This window comes from Streptomyces sp. NPDC001194, assembly GCF_042896985.1.
Lineage (GTDB): Bacteria > Actinomycetota > Actinomycetes > Streptomycetales > Streptomycetaceae > Streptomyces.
Window position 1 is genome coordinate 1 of sequence record NZ_JBIAXU010000022.1, and the last position, 22,820, is coordinate 22,820.

Sequence of the window (22,820 nt, forward strand, 5' to 3'; positions counted from 1 at the left end):
CTTGTACTGGACGTACTCGGGATTTCGCCCGGTGCGCCGAGAGCGCGTGCCGGGCGTCGCGGGGCAGGCGGGACTTTGCGGACACGCCCTAGGGGGTGTCTTCGGCCGGGCCGGGCGAAGGCTCCAACTGACCTGATAACGGCGCTGTCACGGGCCGGTCCTCCCTTGGGAACAGGGGCTGGACCGGCCCGATGTAAAAGCGCTGTCAGTGATAGAAAGGTCATCCCCCTACGCCACCCGACGCCGAAGGTATGCGCTGATGACCGAGCCGCCCCAGCCGCCGAACCAGCCGCCCACACCTTCCGGTTACGGTCACCTGCCCGGCCCGCCGCAGCCCGGGTACGGATACCCGCAGCAGGGTGAGAACCCCTACGCGCAGCAGCCGCCGACGCAGCCCGCGCAGCCGATGCCGCAGCCGCCGATGCCCCAGCAGGGCCATTTCCCGCCGCCGCCCGGCATGCCCACCGTCGGCATGCACCCGGCCGGGGGCGCACCGCAGCCGAAGAACAAGACGGCGGTCGTCGTCGCCGCGGCCGTCGCCGGCGTGCTCGTCCTCGGTACCGGCGGCTACTTCGCCTTCTTCGCCGGCGGCGACGGGGACCCGAAGAAGCCCGTCGCGCAGAGCTCCGCCCCCGCCGACGGCAAGCCCTCCGCCGAGGTGGACAAGGGCGACGGCAGCGGGAACGGCGGCAAGGAGTCCGAGGACCTCAACGCCGGCCGCAAGCAGGGCGAGGACAAGACCCTCTGGCTCAAGACGGCCAAGGTCGACGGGCCCGGCCTGGGCGTGGACTCGGCCGGCCAGTGGATCGTCGGCGACACGGTCGTCAAGAGCGTCTGGAAGAACCTCACCGCGTACGGGGTGACCGACGGCAAGGAGAGGTGGACGCTCGCGTTCCCGACCCCCATCTGCTCCGTCACCAAGCAGACCACCGCCGAGTCCAAGACGGTCGTGATGGTCAAGGACGGCGACGGCGACTCCGCCACCTGCAACCAGATGAAGCAGGTCGACCTCAAGGCCGGCAAGGAGGGCTGGACGAAGGAGGTCCCCAAGGAGGGGCTCTTCGACATCATGACCAGCCCCAGTCTGGGCATCACCGGCGACACCGTCGCCGTCAGCCGCAGCGGCACGGCCAGCGCCTTCAAGGTGAGCACCGGCGACAAGCTCTTCGGCAGCGCCGGCGCCGAGGGCTGCAAGCCCGACTCGTACGTGGCGGCCAAGAACAAGATGATCGCCATCTCGACCTGCTACGACGACGACCTCTCCAGCGAGGTCTCCGATGCCGACCCGGTCACCGGCAAGAAGACCTGGACCTTCAGGCTGCCGGCCAAGTACAAGGTCGGCGCCGTCTACTCGCTCGACCCCCTCGTCCTCGACATCGGCAACCAGGACAAGAAGGAACGTGCCATCGTGGTCCTCGGACCCGACGGGAAGCAGCGCGCCACCGTCAGCGGCGAGGGCAGCTTCGCCACGGAGTGCACCAACGGCCTCTTCCGCTCCGTCGAGGTGTGCTCCACCACCGCCGTGGACGGCAACACCCTCTACATGCCGACCGTCGCCGAGTCCGGCAAGGCCAACGAGATCGTCGCCTTCGACCTGGACAGCGGAAAGGCCAAGTGGCGCACCCCCGCCGGCGACGGCCGCACGATCACCCCGCTGAGCGCCGCGAACGGGCAGCTGATCGCCTACCGCAAGGCCACCTCCGACCAGGGCGGCGAGGTCGTCTCGATCCCGGCCGCGGGCGGCACGCCCACCGTGCTGCTGCGCAACCCGTCGGGAACGTCCGCCCCGATCGAGAGCAGCTTCTTCACCCCGATCGTCGACTACGCGGACGGCCGCCTCTTCGTCTCCCAGTCCCGCCTTCTCGCCAAGGGCGCCGCCGAGAAGCTCCTGATGGTCTTCGGCAAGTGACGAGCAGCAAGTCCCCGAGCCGCCCACCGAGAGGCAGTAGCAAGCGATGAGTACCCCGCCGCCCCCCAACCAGCCGCCCGCCGGCGGCTTCGGAGCGCCGCAGGATCCCCCGCCCGGGGGCTTCGGCGCGTCGCCTCCGGTGCCGCCCGTGCCGCCGGCCGCCCCGCAGCAGCCGCCGATGCCGCCGACGGCCCCGCAGCAGCCGCCCGTACCGCAGGGCGCGCCGACCGCGCCCGCCGCGCCGGGCGTGCCCCCGCAGGGGCAGCCGGCGTACGGCTATCCCCAGCAGGGCTACGGCTACCCGCAGCAGCAGCAGCCCGCCGCCGGAGCCGGCGCCCAGCCGTCCTACGGGGCGCCCACGGCCCCCATGTACGCGGCCCAGTCCCCGGCCCCGGCCGGGGCGGGCGGCGGCAACGACGTCCGCAACCAGCTGATGATCGTCGGCGCGGCCCTGGTGGCCATCGTCCTGATCGTCGCGGGCGGCTTCTGGTACGTCTCGGGTGACGACGGCGGCAGCGACAAGCAGCCCACCGCGAACGGCACCACCGGCGGCGACAAGCCCGGCTCCGGCACCCCCGGTGCGGAGAAGGCGCCCGCCAACACCAAGTCGAAGCCGCTGTTCAACCAGCCGAACCCGACCCCGGAAGAGGTCGTCACGGTCGCGGGCTCCTGGCTCACCGACTCGACCTACATCAAGTCGGACGTGGCGAAGGTCGTCGGCTACAACACCGTCGACGGCGGCAAGAAGTGGGAGATCCCGCTCCCGGGCGAGCTCTGCGGCGCCACCAAGCACGTCAGCGACAACAAGACGGCGGTCCTCTTCCGGCCCACCAAGCCCACGCCCGAGAACAAGTACCCGGCGTGCACCGAGGTCGGCGTCATCGACCTGAACGCCGGCAAGCTCGTGTGGTCCGGCAACGCCAAGGGCGCCACCACCGGCGACAGGCCCGCCTCCTACTACGAGGTCACGCTCAGCGGCCAGACCGTCGCCGCGGGCGGCACCAGCGGCGGCGCCGCCTGGAACCTCGCCGACGGCAAGCCCCTGTGGACGCCCAAGGTCGACGGCGAGGGCTGCTACGACAGCGGCTACGCCGGCGGCGAGGCCCTCGGCGTGATCCGCAAGTGCGGCCGCGGCGACAACCAGACGCTGTACGCGCAGACCCTGGATCCGGCCACCGGCGCCCAGACTTCCTCGTACAAGCTCTCCCCGGGCATCGAGTGGGCGTCCATCGTCTCCACCAAGCCCCTGATCGTCGCCGCCGACGTGGGCAAGACCGCCAAGAACGCCACCGGCGTCAGCGACCTCTTCGTCGTCGACCCCAAGGGCGAGCTGAAGGCGCGCATCTCGCTCGCCTCCGGCAACTTCGGCGGCAAGTGCGGCGGCACCGAGGTCGAGAAGTGCTCCGGCTTCGTGGTCGGCAACGGCAAGGTCTACCTGCCCTCGATCGAGCACCAGGGCAAGGCGGAGGTCGGCCGCACCAACGAGCTGGTCTCCTTCGACCTGGAGACCGGCAAGCAGACCACCGACCGCGCCGACGCGGGCGAGCGGTACACCATGTTCCCGCTCCGCATGGACGGGCCGAACATCATCGCGTACAAGGAGCCCCCGTACGACAAGGGCGGCCAGGTCGTCAGCATCGACGGTACGACGATGAAGGAGACCGTCCTCATGGAGAACCCGGCGGAGAAGGCGAGCCGCACCGCCGAGACCGGTTTCTCGCCGGAGTTCTCCGAGTACCGCTACCACAACGGCAAGCTCTTCATCTCCCGGACCACGGCCAGGAAGCCGTACTCCGACAAGGGTGACCCCGAGTACCTGTTCGTCTCGTTCGGCGCCAGCTGATCCCCGGCCGATCCCGGCCGTTCACCGCGGCGTGCAGAAGCCCCCGGAAGGTCCGCCTTCCGGGGGCTTCTGCGCGGTAACCGCCGCGCACCGTCGAACAAGCGTGTAGCTTGCCGGGTCAGAAGGGTCGGGGGTGGGTGCGCGATGGGCGTACGGGTCATGGTGCTCGACGAGCACCGGCTGCTGGCCGAGGCGCTGGCCTCGGCCCTCAAGCTGCGCGGGCACCGGGTGCTGGCCGCGGCCGCCCCGGCCGCGGGCGCCGCCGAGCTGGTCATCAGCCGGGCGCCCGAGGTCTGCCTGCTGGGCACCGCGACGCCCGCCGAGCCGGGGGTCTTCGAACCGGTCGTCCGCATCAAGCGGGAACGGCCGCAGATCGCCGTGGTCGTCCTCGGCCCGGTGCCGAGCCCGCGCGGGATCGCGGCCGCCTTCGCCGCCGGTGCCTGCGGGTACGTACGCCACGACGAGCGGATCGAAGGGGTGGAGCGGGCGCTGGCCAAGGCGCGGGCGGGGGAGGTGGCGATCTCCCCGCAGCTGCTCCAGGGGGCCTTCGCGGAACTCCTCAACCCCGCCGCCCAGCCCGACGACGAGGGCAGCCGGCTGCTGCGGCTGCTCACCCCGCGCGAGGTGGAGGTGCTGGTCCGGGTCGCCGAGGGCGAGGACACCCGGCTCATCGCGGCGGGCATGGAGATCGCGCCGAGCACCGCCCGCACGCACGTGCAGCGGGTGCTGATGAAGCTGGGCGTCGGCTCCCGGCTGGAGGCGGCCGCGCTGGCCGCCCGTACCGGCCTGCTGGACCGGGCGGGGCCGGCGGGGCTGCCGGCGGCGGCCGCCGATTTCCCCGCAGGCCCGTAATCCGGTAAGCCAGTGACCGGCATGTGCACGCGCCCGCGTGCATCCCCGCGCGAGAGGCAGTAGACGAGTGAGCAAGACGGCGACTTTCAAGTACATGGTCACCGGCGGCGCCGGGTACGTCGGCAGCGTCGTCGCGGCGCACCTGCTGGAGGCCGGGCACGAGGTCACCGTCCTCGACGACCTCTCCACCGGTTTCCGCGAGGGCGTCCCCGCGGGCGCCTCCTTCGTCGAGGGCCGGATCCAGGACGCCGAGCGGTACCTGGACCCCTCCTACGACGCGGTGCTGCACTTCGCGGCCTCCTCGCAGGTCGGCGAGTCCGTCGCCAACCCCGGCAAGTACTGGGAGAACAACGTCGGCGGCACGCTGGCCCTGCTGGCCGCGATGCGCACGCACGGGGTGCGCAAGCTGGTCTTCTCCTCCACCGCCGCCACCTACGGCGAGCCCACCGAGGGCCTGCTCACCGAGGACTCGGTCACCAAGCCCACCAACCCGTACGGCGCTTCGAAGCTGGCCGTCGACCACATGATCGCCGGCGAGTGCGCGGCGCACGGAGTCGCGGCGGTCTCGCTGCGCTACTTCAACGTGGCCGGCGCGTACGGGGAGTTCGGCGAGCGGCACGACCCCGAGACGCACCTGATCCCGCTGGTGCTCCAGGTCGCCCTGGGCGAGCGGGAGTCGATCTCCGTGTTCGGCGAGGACTACCCGACCCCGGACGGCACCTGCGTGCGCGACTACATCCACGTGGCCGACCTGGCGGAGGCCCACCTGGCCGCGCTGGAGGCGGCCACCGCGGGCGAGCACCTGATCTGCAACCTCGGCAACGGCAACGGCTTCTCGGTCCGCGAGGTCGTCGAGACGGTCCGCAAGGTCACCGGTGCGGAGATCCCCGAGGTCGTCGCCCCGCGCCGGGCCGGCGACCCGGCGGTGCTCGTCGCCTCCGCGCGCGCCGCCCACGAGCGGCTCGGCTGGACCCCGGCCCGCTCGGACCTCACCGGCATCATCACGGACGCCTGGAACTTCACCCGCAAGCACCGTTCCTGACCCGCCGCCCCGCCCTCGCCCGCGCCCCCCGCACCCGACGGTGCGGGGGGCGCGGTGCATAGGGGGTGGTACGGGCGGCGGCGTGCGCGGGGAGCGCGGACGGGCGGGGGCGCCGTGGGAGGGCGCGGTGCGCGGGCGCCCGGCGTGCACGCGCCGGGTGAAAAGCCCCCCGTGCAACTGCCCGGGGCACAGGCGTGCCGGAAACCGCCTTCCAGATCGTCCACGTGGTCGAATTCAGGCCATCGCGAACCCGGTTCACGCCTGCCCAGCCGGAAAATCGCTCGGAAAACTTCTGCTATTCGGCCAACCGCGCGCCGCCACCCGTTCTACGCTGATGCGTGACACCGGTGGGGGCCGGTGTTGATTCAGGGGTCGAGACACGCCGGGTACGGCGTCCGGTCCGGGGTAGTGCAGAGATGTCTCGGCGGCGGCCGCGGCAGCTGCGGATCACCCGGTCCGGGCGCCGTACCCGCAGTCGTCCGTTCCCCGACCCTTGGGGGTTTTGTGGTTCGCATCCGGGTTCTCGTGGTCGACGATCACCGCATTTTCGCCGAATCGCTCGCAGCCGCGCTCGCGGCCGAGCCCGACGTGGACGTGTCCGCGGCCGGCAGCGGTCCCGCCGCGCTGCGCTGCCTCGAACGCGCGGTGGCCGAGGGCCGCCGCTTCGACGTCCTGCTCGTCGACGCCGATCTGGGCGCCGCCGGGGCCGTGCCCGCCCAGCGCGAATCGGGCTCCGGCCCGCCGCCCGGCGCGGACGGGATCGCGCTGGTCGCCGGGGTGCGGGTGTCGCACCCCGGGGTCCGTACCGTCGTGCTGGCGGAGCGCGACGATCCGCGCCGGGCCGCGCACGCCCTCCAGGCGGGGGCTTCCGGCTGGGTGGCGAAGGACTGCTCGCTCTCGCGGCTGCTGGCCGTCATCCGCGGAGTCCTGCGCGAGGAGACCCACCTGCCGCCCGCGCTGCTCACCGGAGTCCTGCGCGAACTGACCGCCGCGCGCAAGCACCGTACGGACAGCGAGCGGCTCGTCGAGTCCCTCACGCCGCGCGAGCACGAGGTGCTGCGGTGCATGGTGGCGGGGCTGGGCCGAAAGGACGTGGCGGCGCGGCTGTTCCTGTCCCCGCACACCGTCCGCACGCACATGCAGAACGTGCTGGGCAAGCTCGGCGTGCACTCCACGCTCGCGGCGGTGGCACTGGCCCGGCGGGCCGGGGTGCGGCCGGCCGACCTAGCCGGGGATGTTGTCGAACGGAGCGGTCAACTGGCGTAGCAGCCCCGCGAGATCGCCGCGCTGGGCCTGGGAGAGCTGGGCGAGGATCGCCCTCTCCTGGGCCAGCAGGCCGGCCAGGGCCTGGTCGGCGCGGTCACGCCCCTCCGGGGTGAGCCGGACCAGTACCCCGCGGCGGTCGTTGGGGTCGGGCAGCCGCTCGACGAGGCCCTTCTTGGCGAGCCGGTCGATGCGGTTGGTCATGGTGCCCGAGGTGACCAGGGTCTGCGTCAGCAGCTGGCCGGGGGAGAGCTGGTAGGGGGCGCCGGCGCGGCGCAGCGACGTCAGGACGTCGAACTCCCATGGTTCCAGGCCGTGCTCGGAGAAGGCCAGCCTGCGGGCGCGGTCGAGGTGGCGGGCGAGCCTGCTGACGCGGCTCAGCACTTCGAGCGGTTCCACGTCGAGGTCAGGGCGCTCCCGCCGCCATGCCGCGACCAATCGGTCGACCTCGTCCTCCATGCCGATCAGTGTAAGGGGTCTGTCGACGTGAAGTCTCTTCAAATCGAGGATCTCGGGAATAGATATCTCGATCCCATGAGTCTTGACGTCAAGATATATTCTGGGCGACGATGGGCATGGAGGGGGCCGGAACCGCTTCCGCTTCCGCCCGCCCCGCCAGCAGGGAGGCTCGAACATGCATTCCGATACCACGTCGGCAAGGACCCCCGCAGCACCCACCGCCCATGCCGCGCCCACCTGGGACCCCCAGCAGTACCTCCGACACGCCGGACACCGGACCCGGCCCTTCCTCGACCTCCTGAGCCGGATACCCGAGCTTCCCGGCAGCCCCGCCCGTATCGCCGACCTCGGCTGCGGTCCCGGCAACGTCACCGCGCTCCTCGCCGAGCGCTGGCCCGAGGCCCACATCACCGGCTTCGACCTCTCCCCGCAGATGCTCCGCCGCGCCACCGACGAGTACGCGGGCGTCACCTCCCGGGGCGGCCGCCTCGACTTCCGCCACGGCGACCTCGCGAGCTGGCTCCCGGAGGAGCCGTACGACCTGATCGTCTCCAACGCGGCCCTCCAGTGGGTCCCGAGCCACCCCGGCTCCTTCGCCCCCTGGATCCACGGACTGCGCCCCGGCGGCACCTTCGCCTTCCAGATACCCGCGAACTTCACCGCCCCCAGCCACGCCCTGCTCGCCCGGCTCTGCGACACCCCGCGCTGGCGCAGCCGCCTCGCCGGCCACGGCGCCCGCTACACGCACATCCTCGAACCCGCCGAGTACCTGGCCCGGCTCATCGAGCTGGGCTGCGCCGTCGACATCTGGGACACCACCTACCACCAGCTGCTCACGGGCACCGACCCGGTGCTCGACTGGGTCAAGGGGACCGCCCTGCGGCCCGTCCTGACCGCACTCGGGGACGACCGGGGGGCCGTGGAGGCCTTCCTCGCCGAATACCGCGACCTGCTGCGCGAGGCCTACCCGCCCGGGCCGTGCGGCACCGTCTTCCCGTTCCGCCGCATCTTCGCCGTCGCCCGCAAGGAGCCGTGACCATGCTGAACGCAGTCGACCACGTCCAACTCGCCGCGCCGCCCGGCTCGGAGGACCGGCTCCGCGCGTACTACGCGCACGTCCTCGGCATGACCGAGGTGCCCAAGCCGCCCGTACTCGCCGCCCGCGGCGGCTGCTGGTTCGCCGCCGGCCCGGTGCAGCTGCACCTGGGGGTCGAGGAGGACTTCCGGCCCGCCCGCAAGGCGCACCCGGGACTGAGGGTGACGGGGATCGAGGCGTACGCGCGGAGACTGGAGGAGCGCGGAGCCACCGTCGTCTGGGACGACAACCTGCCGGGACACCGACGCTTCTACTCCGAGGACCCGGTGGGCAACCGGCTCGAGTTCCTCGAACCCCTCGGCTGAGGCCGCCGCGCGACGGCGCCCCGCCGCCGGATCTCCGGTGACGGGGCGCCGTCGCGTCGTGCGCCGCGGTACCGCTCAGCTCTTGCGGTGGCCCACCAGCCGGGGCTTCGACTCCAGCCCGTCCAGCCCGTGCCAGGCCAGGTTCACCAGGTGCGCCGCGACCTCCGCCTTCTTCGGCCGGCGCACGTCCAGCCACCACTGCCCGGTCAGCGCGACCATCCCGACCAGCGCCTGCGCGTACAGCGGGGCCAGCTTCGGGTCGAATCCGCGCGCCTTGAACTCCAGCCCGAGGATGTCCTCGACCTGCGTGGCGATGTCGCTGATCAGCGAGGCGAACGTGCCCGTCGACTGGGCGACCGGCGAGTCCCGGACGAGGATGCGGAAGCCGTCCGTGTACGACTCGATGTAGTCGAGCAGCGCGAAGGCCGCCTGCTCCAGCAGCTCCCGCGGGTGCCCGGCCGTCAGCGCGCCCGTCACCCCGTCCAGCAGCTGGCGCATCTCCCGGTCCACGACGACCGCGTACAGGCCCTCCTTGCCCCCGAAGTGCTCGTACACCACCGGCTTGGAGACCCCGGCCTTCGCGGCGATCTCCTCCACCGACGTGCCCTCGAAGCCCTTTTCCGCGAACAGGGTGCGGCCGATGTCCAGCAGCTGCTGGCGCCGTTCGGCGCCCGTCATCCGGACCCGGCGGCCGCGCCGGGGCTTGTCGCTGCTGGAACTGCTGCCGTCGATCGCCACGTCCCCCATCATGCCGCGTTCGACGCGTTTTCCCTGCGCCGGGCGTCGATGCGGTCCTCGGACGGCCAGCGCACGTCCGTCGCCCAGCCCGCCAGCTCGAACCACCGGATCAGCCGGGCGCTGGAGTCGACCTGGCCGCGCAGCACGCCGTGCCGGGCCGAGGTCGGGTCCGCGTGGTGCAGGTTGTGCCAGGACTCCCCGCACGAGAGCACCGCCAGCCACCACACGTTGCCGGAGCGGTCCCGGGACTTGAACGGGCGCTTGCCCACCGCGTGGCAGATCGAGTTGATCGACCACGTCACGTGGTGCAGCAGCGCGACCCGGACCAGGGAACCCCAGAAGAACGCCGTGAACGCACCCCACCACGACATCGTCACCAGGCCGCCGACCAGCGGCGGGATCGCCAGCGACACGATCGTCCACAGCACGAAGTCACGCGAGATCCGCCGGATCGCCGGGTCCTTGACCAGGTCCGGGGCGTACTTCTGCTGGTTGGTCTGCTCCTCGTCGAAGAGCCACCCGATGTGCGCCCACCACAGCCCCTTCATCAGGGCCGGGACGGTCTCGCCGAACCGCCACGGCGAATGCGGGTCGCCGTCGTGGTCGGAGAACTTGTGGTGCTTGCGGTGGTCCGCCACCCAGCGCACCAGCGGGCCCTCCACCGCCATCGAGCCCATCACGGCCAGCACGATCCGCAGCGGCCGCTTCGCCTTGAAGGAACCGTGCGTGAAGTACCGGTGGAAGCCGATGGTGATGCCGTGACAGGCCAGGAAGTACATGAACACCATCAGGCCGAGGTCCAGCCAGCTCACCCCCCAGCCCCAGACCAGCGGCACCGCCGCCAGGAGCGCCAGGAAGGGAACGACGATGAACAGCAGCAGGGCGATCTGTTCGACGGACCGCTTGCTCTCGCCTCCGAGCGTCGCGGAGGGCACGGGGGAAGCGGAATCGGAGGTCGCCGAGGCGTCCTCGATCACTTCGGGACTGGTGGTCATGAAGGGTCCCCTGGGGGGTGAGGAATCGGCGGGGCGCCTGGGCGCCGGCCCTGGCTACGGATCCGTAACCTACGGCAACGTAAGTATGGCAAAGGCGAGGCCCGGGGCAAGGGGAGCGCGACCGGGCCCGAGGCGCTCTCGGGGGCGCTCGCGGCAGCCCGCGCGCCGCCTGGTGAGACGTTTAGCGAGGCACGAGGCCCGGACACCTATCCTGGTGTCGTCGGACAGCGCGGTCCGCACGGGCAGCCGAGCTGCGCATCAGGCGGGGGACACCCCCCTGGCCCCTCCCGGCAACGGCCGGGTAAGGAGTCCAGACGCCCCCGCGCATCCCGGAGCCCACCTCCCAGTAGCGCTCGAACACTGCAAGGAGCCGCACCTGTGAGCAGTGCTGACCAGGCCTCCTCCACCCCGGCCAAGGCCCCGGCCACCGCCGTCGCCGCCAACGCGGAGCTGCGGGCGGACATCCGCCGCCTCGGCGACCTCCTCGGCGAGACCCTCGTCCGTCAGGAAGGCCGAGAACTCCTCGACCTCGTCGAACAAGTGCGTGCCCTGACGCGCACCGACGGCGAAGCCGCCGCCGCACTGCTCGGCGACACCGACCTGGAGACCGCCGCCAAGCTCGTACGGGCCTTCTCCACCTACTTCCACCTCGCCAACGTCACCGAGCAGGTGCACCGCGGCAAGGAGCTGCGCGCCCACCGCGCCGCGGAGGGCGGGCTCCTCGCCCGCACCGCCGACATGCTCAAGGACGCCGACCCCGAGCACCTGCGCGAGACGGTCAAGAACCTCAACGTCCGCCCGGTCTTCACGGCGCACCCCACCGAGGCGGCCCGCCGCAGCGTCCTCAACAAGCTGCGCCGCATCGCGGCCCTGCTGGAGGAGCCCGTCGCCGGCGCCGGCGAGCGCCGCCGCCACGACCTGCGCCTCGCCGAGAACATCGACCTCGTCTGGCAGACCGACGAGCTGCGCGTGGTGCGGCCCGAACCCGCCGACGAGGCCCGCAACGCCATCTACTACCTCGACGAGCTGCACGCGGGCGCGGTGGGCGACGTACTCGAGGACCTCGCCGCCGAGCTCCAGCGCGTCGGCGTCGAGATCCCGGCCGGCACCCGCCCGCTCACCTTCGGCACCTGGATCGGCGGCGACCGCGACGGCAACCCCAACGTCACGCCCGAGGTCACCCGCGACGTCCTGATCCTCCAGCACGAGCACGGCATCTCCGACGCCCTCGAGCTGATCGACTTCCTGCGCGGACTGCTGTCGAACTCCATCCGCTACACCGGCGCCACCGAGGAGCTCCTCTCCTCCCTCCAGGCGGACCTGGAGCGCCTCCCCGAGATCAGCCCGCGCTACAAGCGGCTGAACGCGGAGGAGCCGTACCGCCTCAAGGCCACCTGCATCCGGCAGAAGCTCGTCAACACCCGCGAGCGCCTCGCCAAGGGCACCGCACACGAGGAAGGCCGCGACTACCTCGGCACCGCCGAGCTCCTCACGGACCTCACCCTCATCCAGACCTCCCTGCGCGAGCACCGCGGCGCCCTCTTCGCCGACGGCCGCATGGACCGCACCATCCGCACGCTGGCCGCCTTCGGCCTCCAGCTCGCGACGATGGACGTCCGCGAACACGCCGACGCCCACCACCACGCGCTGGGCCAGCTCTTCGACCGGCTCGGCGAGGAGTCCTGGCGCTACGCCGACATGCCGCGCGACTACCGGCAGAAGCTCCTCGCCAAGGAGCTGCGCTCGCGCCGCCCGCTGGCCCCCACCCCGGCGCCGCTCGACGCCGCGGGGCACAAGACCCTCGGCGTCTTCTCCGCCATCAAGGACGCCTTCGAGAAGTTCGGCCCCGAGGTCATCGAGTCGTACATCATCTCGATGTGCCAGGGCGCCGACGACGTCTTCGCCGCCGCGGTCCTCGCCCGTGAGGCCGGCCTCGTCGACCTCCACGCGGGCTGGGCCAAGATCGGCATCGTCCCGCTCCTGGAGACCACCGACGAGCTGCGCGCCGCCGACGTCATCCTCGACGCGATGCTCGCCGACCCCTCCTACCGGCGCCTCGTCTCGCTGCGCGGCGACGTCCAGGAGGTCATGCTCGGCTACTCCGACTCCTCCAAGTTCGGCGGCATCACCACCAGCCAGTGGGAGATCCACCGCGCCCAGCGCCGGCTGCGCGACGTCGCCCACCGCTATGGGGTGCGGCTGCGCCTCTTCCACGGCCGCGGCGGCACCGTCGGCCGCGGCGGCGGCCCCTCGCACGACGCGATCCTCGCGCAGCCCTGGGGCACCCTGGAGGGCGAGATCAAGGTCACCGAGCAGGGCGAGGTCATCTCCGACAAGTACCTCGTACCGTCGCTGGCCCGCGAGAACCTGGAGCTGACCGTCGCGGCCACCCTCCAGGCCTCCGCGCTGCACACCGCCCCCCGGCAGTCCGAGGACGACCTCGCGCGCTGGGACGCGGCCATGGACACCGTCTCGGACGCCGCGCACACCGCGTACCGGGAGCTCGTCGAGGACCCGGACCTGCCGGCGTACTTCTTCGCCGCGACCCCCGTCGACCAGCTCGCCGACCTCCACCTGGGCTCCCGCCCCTCCCGCCGCCCCGACTCGGGCGCGGGCCTCGACGGCCTGCGCGCCATTCCGTGGGTCTTCGGCTGGACCCAGTCCCGTCAGATCGTCCCCGGCTGGTACGGGGTCGGCTCGGGCCTGAAGGCCCTGCGCGAGGCCGGTCAGGGCGACGCCCTCGCCGAGATGGGCGCGCGCTGGCACTTCTTCCGCAACTTCCTGTCCAACGTCGAGATGACGCTGGCCAAGACCGACCTGCGGATCGCCCGCCACTACGTCGACACCCTCGTCCCGGACGACCTCAAGCACGTCTTCGCGCGCATCGAGGCCGAACACGAGCTCACCGTCCGCGAGGTCCTGCGCATCACCGGCGGCCAGAAGCTCCTGGACTCCAACCCGGTCCTCCAGCAGACCTTCGACGTCCGCGACGCCTACCTGGACCCGATCTCCTACCTCCAGGTATCCCTGCTGGCCCGCCAGCGCGCGGCCGCCGCCCGCGGCGAAGAGGCGGACCCGCTGCTGGCCAGGGCCCTGCTGCTCACGGTCAACGGCGTGGCCGCGGGCCTGCGCAACACCGGCTGACCGCGCCCGGGGCCCGTACCGGGCCCGGAACACGGGGAAGCCCCCGCACCGGCCGGTGCGGGGGCTTCCCCGTATCGTGCGTCCGTCAGGAGTTGTAGGCGGACTGGGCGCGTTCCAGGCCCTCCGCGATCAGGCACTCCACGGAGTCCGCGGCCCGGTCCACGAACCAGTCGAGCTCCTTGCGCTCCGTGGACGAGAAGTCCTTCAGCACGAAGTCCGCGACCTGCATGCGCCCCGGCGGGCGGCCGATGCCGCAGCGCACCCGGTGGTAGTCCGGCCCCATCGACTTCGTCATGGACTTCAGGCCGTTGTGGCCGTTGTCCCCGCCGCCCAGCTTCAGCCGCAGCGTCGGATAGTCGATGTCCAGCTCGTCGTGGACCGCCACGATCCGGTCCAGCGGCACCTTGTAGAAGTCGCGCAGCGCCGTCACCGGCCCGCCCGACAGGTTCATGAAGGACATGGGCTTGGCCAGCACCACCCGGCGGTTCGCCGGTCCCGGCGGGCCCATGCGGCCCTCGACCACCTGCGCCCGTGCCTTGTGCGCCTTGAACTTCCCGCGCATCCGCTCGGCCAGCAGGTCCACCACCATGAACCCGATGTTGTGGCGGTTGCCCGCGTACTCCGCACCGGGGTTACCGAGGCCGACGATCAGCCACGGCGCCGCGTCGTCCGACATCCATGCTCCTTAAACGGGGACGACCGCCGTCCCGCTCCCAGTGGAGCCGGACGGCGGTCGATCAGCAAGTGCTGAGGGGGAGGGGCGAGGCTCAGGCCTCTTCGCCCTCGGCGGCCTCGGCGGCCGGCTCCTCGGCCTGCGGGGCGACGACCTGCAGGACGGCGGTGTCACCGTCGACGGCCAGCGTGGTGCCGGCCGGCAGGACCAGGTCCTTGGCGTGGATGGAGGCACCGGCCTCGAGGCCCGCGATGGAGACGGTGACCTCGGTCGGGATGTGGGTGGCCTCGGCCTCGACCGTGATGGTGTTGAGGAGGGTCTCCAGCATGTTGGCGCCGGGGGCCAGCTCGCCCTCGGTGACGACGGCGACCTCGACGGTGACCTTCTCGCCCTTCTTGACGATCAGGAAGTCGACGTGGGAGATCGAACGCTTCAGGGGGTGCTTCTGCACGGCCTTCGGGATGACCAGCTCGGTGCCGTCGCCCGCGATGTCCAGGGAGATCAGGACGTTCGGGGTGCGCAGCGCCAGCGCCAGGCCGTGGCCCTCGACGTTGACGTGCTTCGGGTCGTTGCCGTGGCCGTAGATGACGCCGGGAACCAGGGCGTCGCGACGGGCCTGGCGGGCGGAGCCCTTGCCGAAGGTGGTGCGGAGCTCGGCGGAAAGCTTGACCTCGGACATGCTCACTCCTCGTGGGGTGATGGAAAGGGACACAGTCACCCGGCCTGAACGGCCTGCTACGAAGAGCGCGTCGATAACGGAGCGCCGACACCGAAAAGGTGCGGCCTCCCTCGCCGAGCAACTCGAGGAGTCTACCCGGCGCGGAGGCCGCACCCAAAAGGATCTCTGTGCTGTCGGTTACTGCTGCTCTTCGAACAGGCTGGTGACCGAGCCGTCCTCGAACACCTCGCGCACCGCGCGCGCGACCATCGGGGCGATCGACAGGACCGTGATCTTGTCGAGCTCCAGGTCGGACGGGTCCGGCAGGGTGTTCGTGAAGATGAACTCGCTGACCTTCGAGTTCTTCAGGCGGTCCGCCGCCGGCCCCGAGAGGATGCCGTGCGTGGCCGTCACGATGACGTCCTCCGCGCCGTGCGCGAAGAGCGCGTCGGCGGCGGCGCAGATCGTGCCGCCCGTGTCGATCATGTCGTCGACCAGGACGCAGACGCGGCCGCGGACCTCACCGACGACCTCGTGGACCGTCACCTGGTTCGCGACGTCCTTGTCGCGGCGCTTGTGCACGATCGCCAGCGGCGCGTCCAGACGGTCGCACCAGCGGTCGGCGACGCGCACGCGGCCGGCGTCCGGGGAGACGATCGTCAGCTTCGAGCGGTCCACCTTCGCGCCCACGTAGTCCGCGAGGACCGGCAGCGCCGACAGGTGGTCCACCGGGCCGTCGAAGAAGCCCTGGATCTGGTCCGTGTGCAGGTCGACCGTGAGGATGCGGTCGGCACCCGCGGTCTTCAGCAGATCGGCGACCAGGCGGGCCGAGATCGGCTCGCGGCCCTTGTGCTTCTTGTCCTGGCGGGCGTACCCGTAGGAGGGGATGATCACGGTGATGGAGCGGGCCGACGCGCGCTTCAGCGCGTCGATCATGATCAGCTGCTCCATGATCCACTTGTTGATCGGAGCCGTGTGGCTCTGGATCAGGAAGCAGTCCGCGCCACGAGCCGACTCCTGGAAGCGGACGTAGATCTCGCCGTTCGCGAAGTCGAAAGCCTTGGTCGGCACGAGGGCGACGCCCAGCTGATGCGCAACCTCCTCGGCCAGCTCGGGGTGGGCGCGGCCGGAGAAGAGCATCAGCTTCTTCTCGCCGGTCGTCTTGATCCCGGTCACAGCACAGTCTCCTCAGACGTGTTGAAAGCTGCTCGCCCCCGTGTGCGTCCGTCCCGCACACGGTGAGCCAGCCGAATTGCGTGTACCTATCACGGTACGCCCTGCCGGGCCTACCTGTTTCCGGTCAGTTCACCTCAACGAGGCCTCAGCGGGGGTCCGAGTCCTCCTGGACCACCGACTGGGCCGCCGTGGCCGCGGCGCTTCCCGGACGCTTGCGGGCCACCCAGCCCTCGATATTGCGCTGCTGACCGCGGGCCACGGCCAGCGCACCCGGCGGGACGTCCTTCGTGATCACCGAACCGGCGGCCGTGTACGCGCCGTCCCCGATCGTGACGGGCGCCACAAACATGTTGTCCGAGCCCGTCTTGCAGTGTGAGCCGATGGTGGTGTGGTGCTTGTGCTCGCCGTCGTAGTTCACGAAGACGCTCGCGGCGCCGATGTTCGTGTACTCGCCGATCGTCGCGTCGCCCACGTACGACAGGTGCGGCACCTTCGTGCCCTCGCCGATCGTCGCGTTCTTCATCTCCACGTACGTGCCGGCCTTCGCCTTCGCGCCCAGGTTCGTACCGGGACGCAGGTACGCGTACGGGCCGACGGACGCCGACTCGCCGATGACCGCCGTGTCCGCCACGGTGTTGTCCACGCGCGCCCGCGGGCCCACCTGCGTGTCCTTCAGGCGCGTGTTCGGGCCGACCTCGGCGCCCTCGGCGACGTGCGTCGCGCCGAGCAGCTGGGTGCCGGGGTGGATCAGGGAGTCCTGCCCGAAGGTCACCGTCACGTCCACGAACGTGCTCGCGGGGTCGACGACCGTCACGCCGGCGAGCATCGCCTGCTCGAGGAGGCGGGCGTTGAGCAGCGCGCGGGCCTCGGCGAGCTGGACGCGGTTGTTGATCCCGAGGATCTGGCGGTGGTCGCCGCCGACGGCCGCGCCGACGCGGTGACCGGCCTCGCGCAGGATGCCGAGCACGTCGGTGAGGTACTCCTCGCCCTGGCTGTTGTCCGTGCGCACCTTGCCGAGGGCGTCCGCGAGGAGGGCGCCGTCGAAGGCGAAGACCCCGGAGTTGATCTCCCGGATCGCGCGCTGGGAATCGGTGGCGTCCTTGTGCTCGACGATCGCGGTGACGGCGCCGTCCGCGCCGCGGATGATCCGGCCGTAGCCGGTGGAGTCCGGCACCTCGGCGGTGAGCACGGTGACGGCGTTGCCGTCGGCCTCGTGCGTCCGCGCGAGCTGCGCGAGGGTCTCGCCGGTCAGCAGGGGGGTGTCGCCGCAGACGACGACCACGGTGCCGCTCTGCTGGCCGCCGAGCTCTTCGAGGGCCATGCGGACGGCGTGTCCGGTGCCGTTCTGCTCGTACTGGACGGCGGTGCGGACGCCGGCGTCGATGTCGGCGAGGTGCGCGGTGACCTGCTCGCGGGCGTGGCCGACGACGACCACGAGGTGTTCGGGGTCCAGCTCGCGCGAGGCGGCGACGACGTGGCCCACGAGCGAGCGCCCGCAGATCTCGTGCAGAACCTTGGGAGTGGCCGACTTCATGCGGGTGCCTTCACCCGCTGCGAGTACGACGACGGCTGCCGGGCGGTTGGCGCTCACGGGTGTGCCCTTCGGCTTCGGGTGCTGGACCCGTGAAGGATACCGGGGGGCCGCACCCCGGAAACGAAGCCGGGTCCCGACCGACCGGTCAGGACCCGCGTGTACAAGAGCTCCCCCGCCAGGACTCGAACCCGGACATAAGGCACCAAAAGCCTCAGTGCTGCCAATTACACCACAGGGGATCATTCCGACTTGACCGGATATTACTGCCTGGTGGTCGAGTCGACGGCACCTACTATGCCGCACCACCACCTCTCGACGCGACGGTAAAGATCGGCGCTTCGCATCGCCTTCCGTGCGCTCCGGCCCGCCGGAATTCGGTTCGCCTGTGCGCCGGGGGCGCTGCGTACGCTGGACGGCATGACCGATACGGGGGAAGAGCGGGGCGGGGCCGGGCGCGACGGACCGTGGTGGTGGGACCGGCCGCGGGGGGCCGTGCTCGATGTGGGGCTGGCGGCGGTCTCGGCCGTCGAATGCGCCGTCGAGGGGGTGCCCTTCGCGCACGAGGCCGGGGTTCCGGTGCCGGTCGGGGTGGTCTTCGGGCTGCTCGTGGGGTCCACGCTCGTACTGCGGCGGCGCTGGCCGATCGCCGTGGTGCTGGTCGGGATCGCCGTGTCGCCGGCCGCGATGGGCTTCCTGCTCGGGGTGGTCGGGCTGTACACGCTGGCCGCCTGCGAGGTGCCCCGGCGGATCACCGCGACGCTGACCGCGATGTCGCTGGTCGCGACCTTCGTGGTGATGTACGTGCGGACCAGCGGGGACCAGGGGGCCTCGCAGTCGCTCGTCATCGTGCTGTCCGTGTTCGTGGCGGTGGCGCTGACCGTGCCGCCGGTGCTGCTCGGCCTCTACATAGGGGCGCGGCGGCGGCTGATGGAGAGCCTGCACGAGCGGGCGGACTCCCTGGAGCGCGAGCTGTCGCTGCTCGCGGACCGGGCGGAGGAGCGGGCCGAGTGGGCCCGTACCGAGGAACGGACGCGGATCGCGCGGGAGATGCACGACGTCGTGGCGCACCGGGTGTCGCTGATGGTGGTGCACGCGGCGGCGCTGGAGGCGGTGGCGGCCAAGGACCCGGAGCGCGCGGCGAAGAACGCCGCGCTCGTGGGGGACATGGGGCGCCAGGCGTTGACGGAGCTGCGGGAGATGCTCGGCGTGCTGCGGGCGGCCGAGCCGCCGAAGCGGATCCCCGCCGCCGTGGCGGCCGTCGCGGCGGTGGCGGCGGTGGCCGCGCCGGCCGGCGGTTTCGAGGACGGGCCCGGGCCCTCGCTGGCCGAGCTCGAAGCACTGGTCGGGCAGTCGCGCGCGGCCGGGATGGCCGTGGAGCTGGACGTCCGGGGCGCGGGGCCGGGGTACCCGGCGGAGGTGGAGCAGACGGCGTACCGGGTGGTGCAGGAGGCGCTGACCAACTGCCACAAGCACGCGCCGGGCGCGCGGGTGGTGGTGCGGCTGGCTCACCGGGAGGGTGAGGTGGCCATGCAGGTGGAGAACGGGCCCTGCGGGGCGGACGTGGTCCAGCCGGGCCTGCCGAGCGGGGGGAACGGGCTCGTCGGCATGCGCGAGCGGGTGCTCGGCCTCGGCGGCGTCTTCGTGTCCGGCCCGACCGACGACGGCGGCTTCAAGGTCTCGGCGGTCCTGCCGCGCGCCCCGCGCCGGGCGTAGGGGTGCCTTGCCGATCACGCCCGCCACCGCGAGCGCGGCGTGATCGGCAAGACACCTCCAGAGGGCGTCCCGGCCCGGCCGGCCCGGCCGGCGCGCGCGGACGCGTCCTACGGCGCCGTGGTGAGGCGGGTGGGCTGGAGGCCGGTGAGGAGGAGGATAAGGGCCTCGTCCACGCCGCCGCCCAGGTACCAGTCGCCGGTGTGGTCGATCCCGTAGACGCGGCCCTCGCGGTCGATGGCGAGGTGGGAGCCGGCGTCGGCGTCGACGCCCAGGGGGCAGAGCTCCGTGGACAGGGCGCGGCCGAGGTCGGCGAAGGTGCGGGCGAGATGGAGGCCCGTGAGCGGGTCGAGGCGGACGGGGGTGGGGGCTATCTGGCGGCCGGGGCCGGGCGCCGTGATGCGGAGCCCGCCGAACTCGGCCCAGGCCTCGACCGCGGCCGGGAAGACCGTGTGCCGGTGGCCGGCCGGGGTGGTGTGGTCGCGCAGCGCGTCGGCCCAGAACTCGGCCTGCTTGATGTCCCAGCGGCCGGGCTCCCAGCCGGCGGTGCGCAGGGCGGAGTCCACGGCGCCCGGGAAGCGGGTGGCCGAGGAGCGGTCGTAGGAGGCGGAGGAGGAGGTGGTCATGGTGTGGGAGGTCAGGCCTTCTCTGACGCGGGGGTGAGGTCGACGGCGCGGACGCCGAAGTGGGCGAGGAGCGCTTCGCAGGAGCGGCAGGGAGGTGCGTAGCTGCCGTGGAGCGGGTCGCCGTCCTCGCGGATGCGGCGCGCGGTGATCTTGGAGTGCTTCAGGGAGCGGCGCGCTTCGCCCGCGGTGAGTGGCTTGCGGGCGGCGCGCCTGCTGCGGGCGCCCTCCGTGGCCGTGAGGTGGCGGGAGAGCAGTATCGCTTCCGGGCAGCGGCCGGTGAAGCGTTCCCGTTGGCCGCTGGTGAGGGTGTCGAGGAAGTCCTGGACGAGCGGGTGCAGGGCGGGTGGCTGGTCGGCCTTGCCCGCGGTTCCGGTGAGGGTCTCGCCGCGTACGGAGAGGGCGGCGGCGACGGTGGGCAGGATGCCGTCGCGGCGGAAGCGCAGGACGGGTGCGGCGGGCCGGCCGTCGGTGCCGCTCCAGCGCAGGCGGGGGTCTCCGGCCGCGGACGTTCCCCCGGCCGGCTGCCCGGCCCCCTGGTCGCCCTGGCCGCCCGGTGCCGAGGCGCCGTCGGCCGTGTCCGTGCGTGTCGCCGTGTTCTGCATGGTCGCGTCTTCCCTCCCGTGGCGGCGGTGGTGGCCGCTGTCGCGCACGCCCCCGTGCTGCGGGGACAGCCTGTCAAATGTCCCCTGTCGTGTGGAAGCGGGGTCGAATATTCGTATCAATTCGGATGTTCCTGGCCCTCGCGCGGGTGCGGGGGTCGCGTGCGGGTGAGGCTCTTGCCCGACCACATAGGCTGTGGTGAACCAGCCAGATCCAGCAGGGGGCTACCGCCATGACGACAGGTCGGCTCGGGCAGCAGGCCGTGCCACCCAACGCCGCGTACTCCGGGCAGGTCGTGCATTTCCCGGACCCGGTCCGGGCAGCTCGGCATCCCCACGGGGTACGGATGGACGCGGACGGACATCCCGACTTCTCCCCGTACGCGCGCGCGGCGGTGGAGATCGCCGAGCCCCCGGAGGGCTTCGGCGTGGACGAGCTGCGGCTGACGGACTGCGTGTCCGCGAACGCGGCGATGCACGCGGCAGGCCATGCGCTGTGGGACACCGTCGGACCGGTGGCGACCCCGCACGGCTGGACCTGGCACCACGTGGCCGGGACGCGGCGGATGGAGCTGGTCCCGGTCGAGGTGAAGGCGCTGCTGCGGCACCACGCGGGGCTGGCGACGGCCCCGGTCGACCACGGCAAGCGCGGGACGCGGCCGTTGCAGGAGCTGCGCCCGGTGCACCTGGGGCTGCCGAAGACGGTCGTGTCCGTCTCCGAGGAGGCCGTGCAGGGCGTCGAGGAGGACCTCGGCTACCGGCTGCCGGAGGCGTACCGCGCGTTCCTGAAGGCGGCGGGCGGCTGTGCGCCGGTGGGCGCCGGGCTCGACGTGGACCTCGGTCTGCTGGTGGACCAGCCCTTCTTCACGGTGCGTGAGGAAGCGGCGGTCAACGACCTCGTGTACGTCAACAAGTGTCTGCGGGACCACCTGACGAAGGACTACCTGTGCGTGGCCTTCGTCCAGGGCGGTCTGCTCGCGGTGAAGGTGAAGGGCGCGGAGATCGGCTCGGTCTGGTTCTCCCCGTACGACGACGCCCGCGACCAGGACGGCTGGTCGGTGCAGGAGCGCGTGGAGCGTCTGTTGCTGCCGTGCGGTGCCGATTTCGATGCCTTTCTGGAGCGGTTGGCGGGGAACCCGCCGGAGTTGGAAACGGTGGCCGGTCTGATGGTGGACGGCGGATTCGCACGCTCGGTTCCCGTGCCCGGCGCGGCACCGGTGGAGGGGTGACGGCGCGATGGTGACGTTTGCGCAGGCGCAGGAGCGCGCCGAGGAGTGGATCAACGGGGACGTGCCCGCGTACCAGCACCGCGAGGTGCGCGTACGGGAGTTCGGGCTCGGGTTCGTGGTGTGGGCGGAGGACCGCGCGGCCGGTCCGGTGTCCGGCGGCGGCCGGCAGCGGCTGGTCATCGCGCGGGACAGCGGTGAGGTGACGCTGTGGCCCGGACTGCCGGTGGGTGAGGTGATCCGCCGCTACGAGGAGGAGTACGGGGCCGCGGCCGCGCCGGTGGCGGAGGCCTCGGTGCCGACGCCGCGGATCGACTCGGAGCAGACCTCGTTCATGCTGAGTCCGCCGGAGTGGCTGCAGGAGGCGGCGGACCGGGCGGGGATTCCGCCGGCGCCGGCGCCGCTTCCCGCGGAGCCCGTGGCGGCCGCGCCCGGGCCAGTTCCCGCCGCGGAGCCCGCTGCTCCGGCTCCCGCGCCGGTGGAGGCGGTTCCGCTGCGCCGCGAGGTGCCGTACGAGCCGACCGCGAACGACGGGGTGCCGGCCGGGGCCACGCCGTGGGCCGGGACCGATGTGAACTCCGGGGCGGACGACGTGTCCGTGCCGCTGCCCGCGACGGTGTTCGCGCCGCCGCTGTCGGGCTCGGACCTGGAGGACATGGCTCCGCCGTCCGCCGGGTCCTCCGAGGCCAAGACCGCGCTGATTCCCGGGGGCAGCCGGCTCCCGAAGACGGCGATCGCGCCCGCGCTGGACCTCGGCCCGGGTGCGGGCGGCGCTCCGGATTCGGGGTCGATCGCCGACGCGCCGACGAGCAAGGCCCAGGTCTCCCGGCCGGGCGCGGCGCCGGCGATGCCTCCGGGCCCGCCCGGTGCCCCCGGCCTCGACCACGCCGCAACGATGCTGGCGGGTCCGGCCGTGACGGGTCAGCCGCCGGCGCCTCCGGGTCCGCCCGGTGCTCCGGGTGCTCCGGGTGC

The 22,820-nt window shown here is 72.2% G+C and carries 19 protein-coding genes, 1 tRNA gene and 1 pseudogene; 11 read left to right on the top strand and 10 right to left on the bottom strand.

Annotation, left to right across the window (positions count from 1 at the left end; all coding sequences use genetic code 11):
- Positions 1-259: 259 nt before the first annotated feature.
- The 5 genes from ACFY1T_RS30970 to ACFY1T_RS30990 all read left to right on the top strand — a co-directional run bounded on the left by ACFY1T_RS30970 (position 260) and on the right by ACFY1T_RS30990 (position 6,912).
- Positions 260-1,909 carry a PQQ-binding-like beta-propeller repeat protein gene (locus ACFY1T_RS30970; RefSeq protein ID WP_390791108.1) on the top strand — a complete coding sequence of 550 codons (1,650 nt, stop codon included), beginning with the start codon at positions 260-262 and terminating at the stop codon, positions 1,907-1,909.
- Positions 1,910-1,955: 46 nt separating this feature from the next.
- The gene (locus tag ACFY1T_RS30975; RefSeq protein WP_390791109.1) at positions 1,956-3,752 is read left to right on the top strand and encodes a PQQ-binding-like beta-propeller repeat protein; all 1,797 of its coding nucleotides are present in this window, start codon (positions 1,956-1,958) and stop codon (positions 3,750-3,752) included.
- A 144-nt stretch (positions 3,753-3,896) separates the two neighbouring features.
- Positions 3,897-4,604 (top strand): response regulator transcription factor, encoded by a 708-nt coding sequence (locus ACFY1T_RS30980; RefSeq protein WP_390791110.1) that lies wholly within the window; start codon positions 3,897-3,899, stop codon positions 4,602-4,604.
- 94 nt (positions 4,605-4,698) lie between these two features.
- Positions 4,699-5,646, top strand: a complete 948-nt coding sequence (gene galE, locus ACFY1T_RS30985) for a UDP-glucose 4-epimerase GalE (protein WP_390791184.1) — start codon at positions 4,699-4,701, stop codon at positions 5,644-5,646.
- 504 nt (positions 5,647-6,150) lie between these two features.
- The gene (locus ACFY1T_RS30990) at positions 6,151-6,912 is read left to right on the top strand and encodes a LuxR C-terminal-related transcriptional regulator (RefSeq protein WP_390791111.1); all 762 of its coding nucleotides are present in this window, start codon (positions 6,151-6,153) and stop codon (positions 6,910-6,912) included.
- On the opposite strand, the gene ACFY1T_RS30995 is transcribed toward ACFY1T_RS30990, so the two are convergent.
- Positions 6,871-7,368: a MarR family winged helix-turn-helix transcriptional regulator gene (locus ACFY1T_RS30995; RefSeq protein ID WP_390791112.1), complete on the bottom strand. Its 498-nt coding sequence runs from the start codon at positions 7,366-7,368 to the stop codon at positions 6,871-6,873. The genes ACFY1T_RS30990 and ACFY1T_RS30995 overlap by 42 nt on opposite strands.
- Before the next feature lie 175 nt (positions 7,369-7,543).
- Here ACFY1T_RS30995 and ACFY1T_RS31000 point away from each other — a divergent pair, with 175 nt between their 5' ends.
- Both ACFY1T_RS31000 and ACFY1T_RS31005 read left to right on the top strand, forming a co-directional pair.
- Positions 7,544-8,404, top strand: a complete 861-nt coding sequence (locus ACFY1T_RS31000) for a trans-aconitate 2-methyltransferase (protein ID WP_390791113.1) — start codon at positions 7,544-7,546, stop codon at positions 8,402-8,404.
- Positions 8,405-8,406: 2 nt separating this feature from the next.
- Positions 8,407-8,769, top strand: coding sequence for a VOC family protein (locus ACFY1T_RS31005; RefSeq protein WP_390791114.1), 363 nt, complete (start codon positions 8,407-8,409; stop codon positions 8,767-8,769).
- A 75-nt stretch (positions 8,770-8,844) separates the two neighbouring features.
- Here the strand turns inward: ACFY1T_RS31005 and ACFY1T_RS31010 are convergent, their stop codons facing one another.
- Both ACFY1T_RS31010 and ACFY1T_RS31015 read right to left on the bottom strand, forming a co-directional pair.
- Positions 8,845-9,516, bottom strand: coding sequence for a TetR/AcrR family transcriptional regulator (locus ACFY1T_RS31010; protein ID WP_030865813.1), 672 nt, complete (start codon positions 9,514-9,516; stop codon positions 8,845-8,847).
- Positions 9,516-10,502, bottom strand: a complete 987-nt coding sequence (locus ACFY1T_RS31015) for an acyl-CoA desaturase (RefSeq protein WP_390791115.1) — start codon at positions 10,500-10,502, stop codon at positions 9,516-9,518. Before ACFY1T_RS31015 ends, ACFY1T_RS31010 begins: the two co-directional genes overlap by 1 nt.
- Positions 10,503-10,880: 378 nt before the next feature.
- Between ACFY1T_RS31015 and ppc the strand changes: the two genes are divergently transcribed.
- Complete coding sequence (gene ppc / locus ACFY1T_RS31020; RefSeq protein WP_390791116.1) at positions 10,881-13,646, top strand: phosphoenolpyruvate carboxylase; 2,766 nt, start codon at positions 10,881-10,883, stop codon at positions 13,644-13,646.
- A gap of 85 nt (positions 13,647-13,731) precedes the next feature.
- On the opposite strand, the gene pth is transcribed toward ppc, so the two are convergent.
- The 5 genes from pth to ACFY1T_RS31045 all read right to left on the bottom strand — a co-directional run bounded on the left by pth (position 13,732) and on the right by ACFY1T_RS31045 (position 17,926).
- Complete coding sequence (gene pth / locus ACFY1T_RS31025) at positions 13,732-14,322, bottom strand: aminoacyl-tRNA hydrolase (RefSeq protein ID WP_390791117.1); 591 nt, start codon at positions 14,320-14,322, stop codon at positions 13,732-13,734.
- 91 nt (positions 14,323-14,413) lie between these two features.
- On the bottom strand, positions 14,414-14,998 hold the full coding sequence (locus tag ACFY1T_RS31030; protein WP_390791118.1) for a 50S ribosomal protein L25/general stress protein Ctc: 585 nt from the start codon (positions 14,996-14,998) through the stop codon (positions 14,414-14,416).
- Positions 14,999-15,175: 177 nt separating this feature from the next.
- A complete protein-coding gene (locus ACFY1T_RS31035) occupies positions 15,176-16,153 on the bottom strand; it encodes a ribose-phosphate diphosphokinase (protein ID WP_030156542.1) in 978 nt (325 codons plus the stop codon).
- A gap of 145 nt (positions 16,154-16,298) precedes the next feature.
- Positions 16,299-17,744 carry a bifunctional UDP-N-acetylglucosamine diphosphorylase/glucosamine-1-phosphate N-acetyltransferase GlmU gene (gene glmU, locus ACFY1T_RS31040; RefSeq protein ID WP_390791119.1) on the bottom strand — a complete coding sequence of 482 codons (1,446 nt, stop codon included), beginning with the start codon at positions 17,742-17,744 and terminating at the stop codon, positions 16,299-16,301.
- A 110-nt stretch (positions 17,745-17,854) separates the two neighbouring features.
- Positions 17,855-17,926: transfer RNA gene (locus tag ACFY1T_RS31045), tRNA-Gln, on the bottom strand.
- A gap of 178 nt (positions 17,927-18,104) precedes the next feature.
- On the opposite strand from ACFY1T_RS31045, the gene ACFY1T_RS31050 reads away from it, so the two are divergent.
- Positions 18,105-19,400: a sensor histidine kinase gene (locus tag ACFY1T_RS31050; protein WP_390791120.1), complete on the top strand. Its 1,296-nt coding sequence runs from the start codon at positions 18,105-18,107 to the stop codon at positions 19,398-19,400.
- Between the two features lie 107 nt (positions 19,401-19,507).
- Here the strand turns inward: ACFY1T_RS31050 and ACFY1T_RS31055 are convergent, their stop codons facing one another.
- Together ACFY1T_RS31055 and ACFY1T_RS31060 are read right to left on the bottom strand one after the other, a co-directional pair.
- Positions 19,508-20,023, bottom strand: coding sequence for an SUKH-3 domain-containing protein (locus tag ACFY1T_RS31055; protein ID WP_390791121.1), 516 nt, complete (start codon positions 20,021-20,023; stop codon positions 19,508-19,510).
- Between the two features lie 11 nt (positions 20,024-20,034).
- The gene (locus ACFY1T_RS31060; protein ID WP_390791122.1) at positions 20,035-20,625 is read right to left on the bottom strand and encodes a YwqJ-related putative deaminase; all 591 of its coding nucleotides are present in this window, start codon (positions 20,623-20,625) and stop codon (positions 20,035-20,037) included.
- Positions 20,626-20,855: 230 nt separating this feature from the next.
- On the opposite strand from ACFY1T_RS31060, the gene ACFY1T_RS31065 reads away from it, so the two are divergent.
- Complete coding sequence (locus tag ACFY1T_RS31065) at positions 20,856-21,851, top strand: SMI1/KNR4 family protein (RefSeq protein ID WP_390791123.1); 996 nt, start codon at positions 20,856-20,858, stop codon at positions 21,849-21,851.
- 7 nt (positions 21,852-21,858) lie between these two features.
- Positions 21,859-22,820, top strand: a pseudogene (locus ACFY1T_RS31070) (hypothetical protein); the annotation flags it as partial.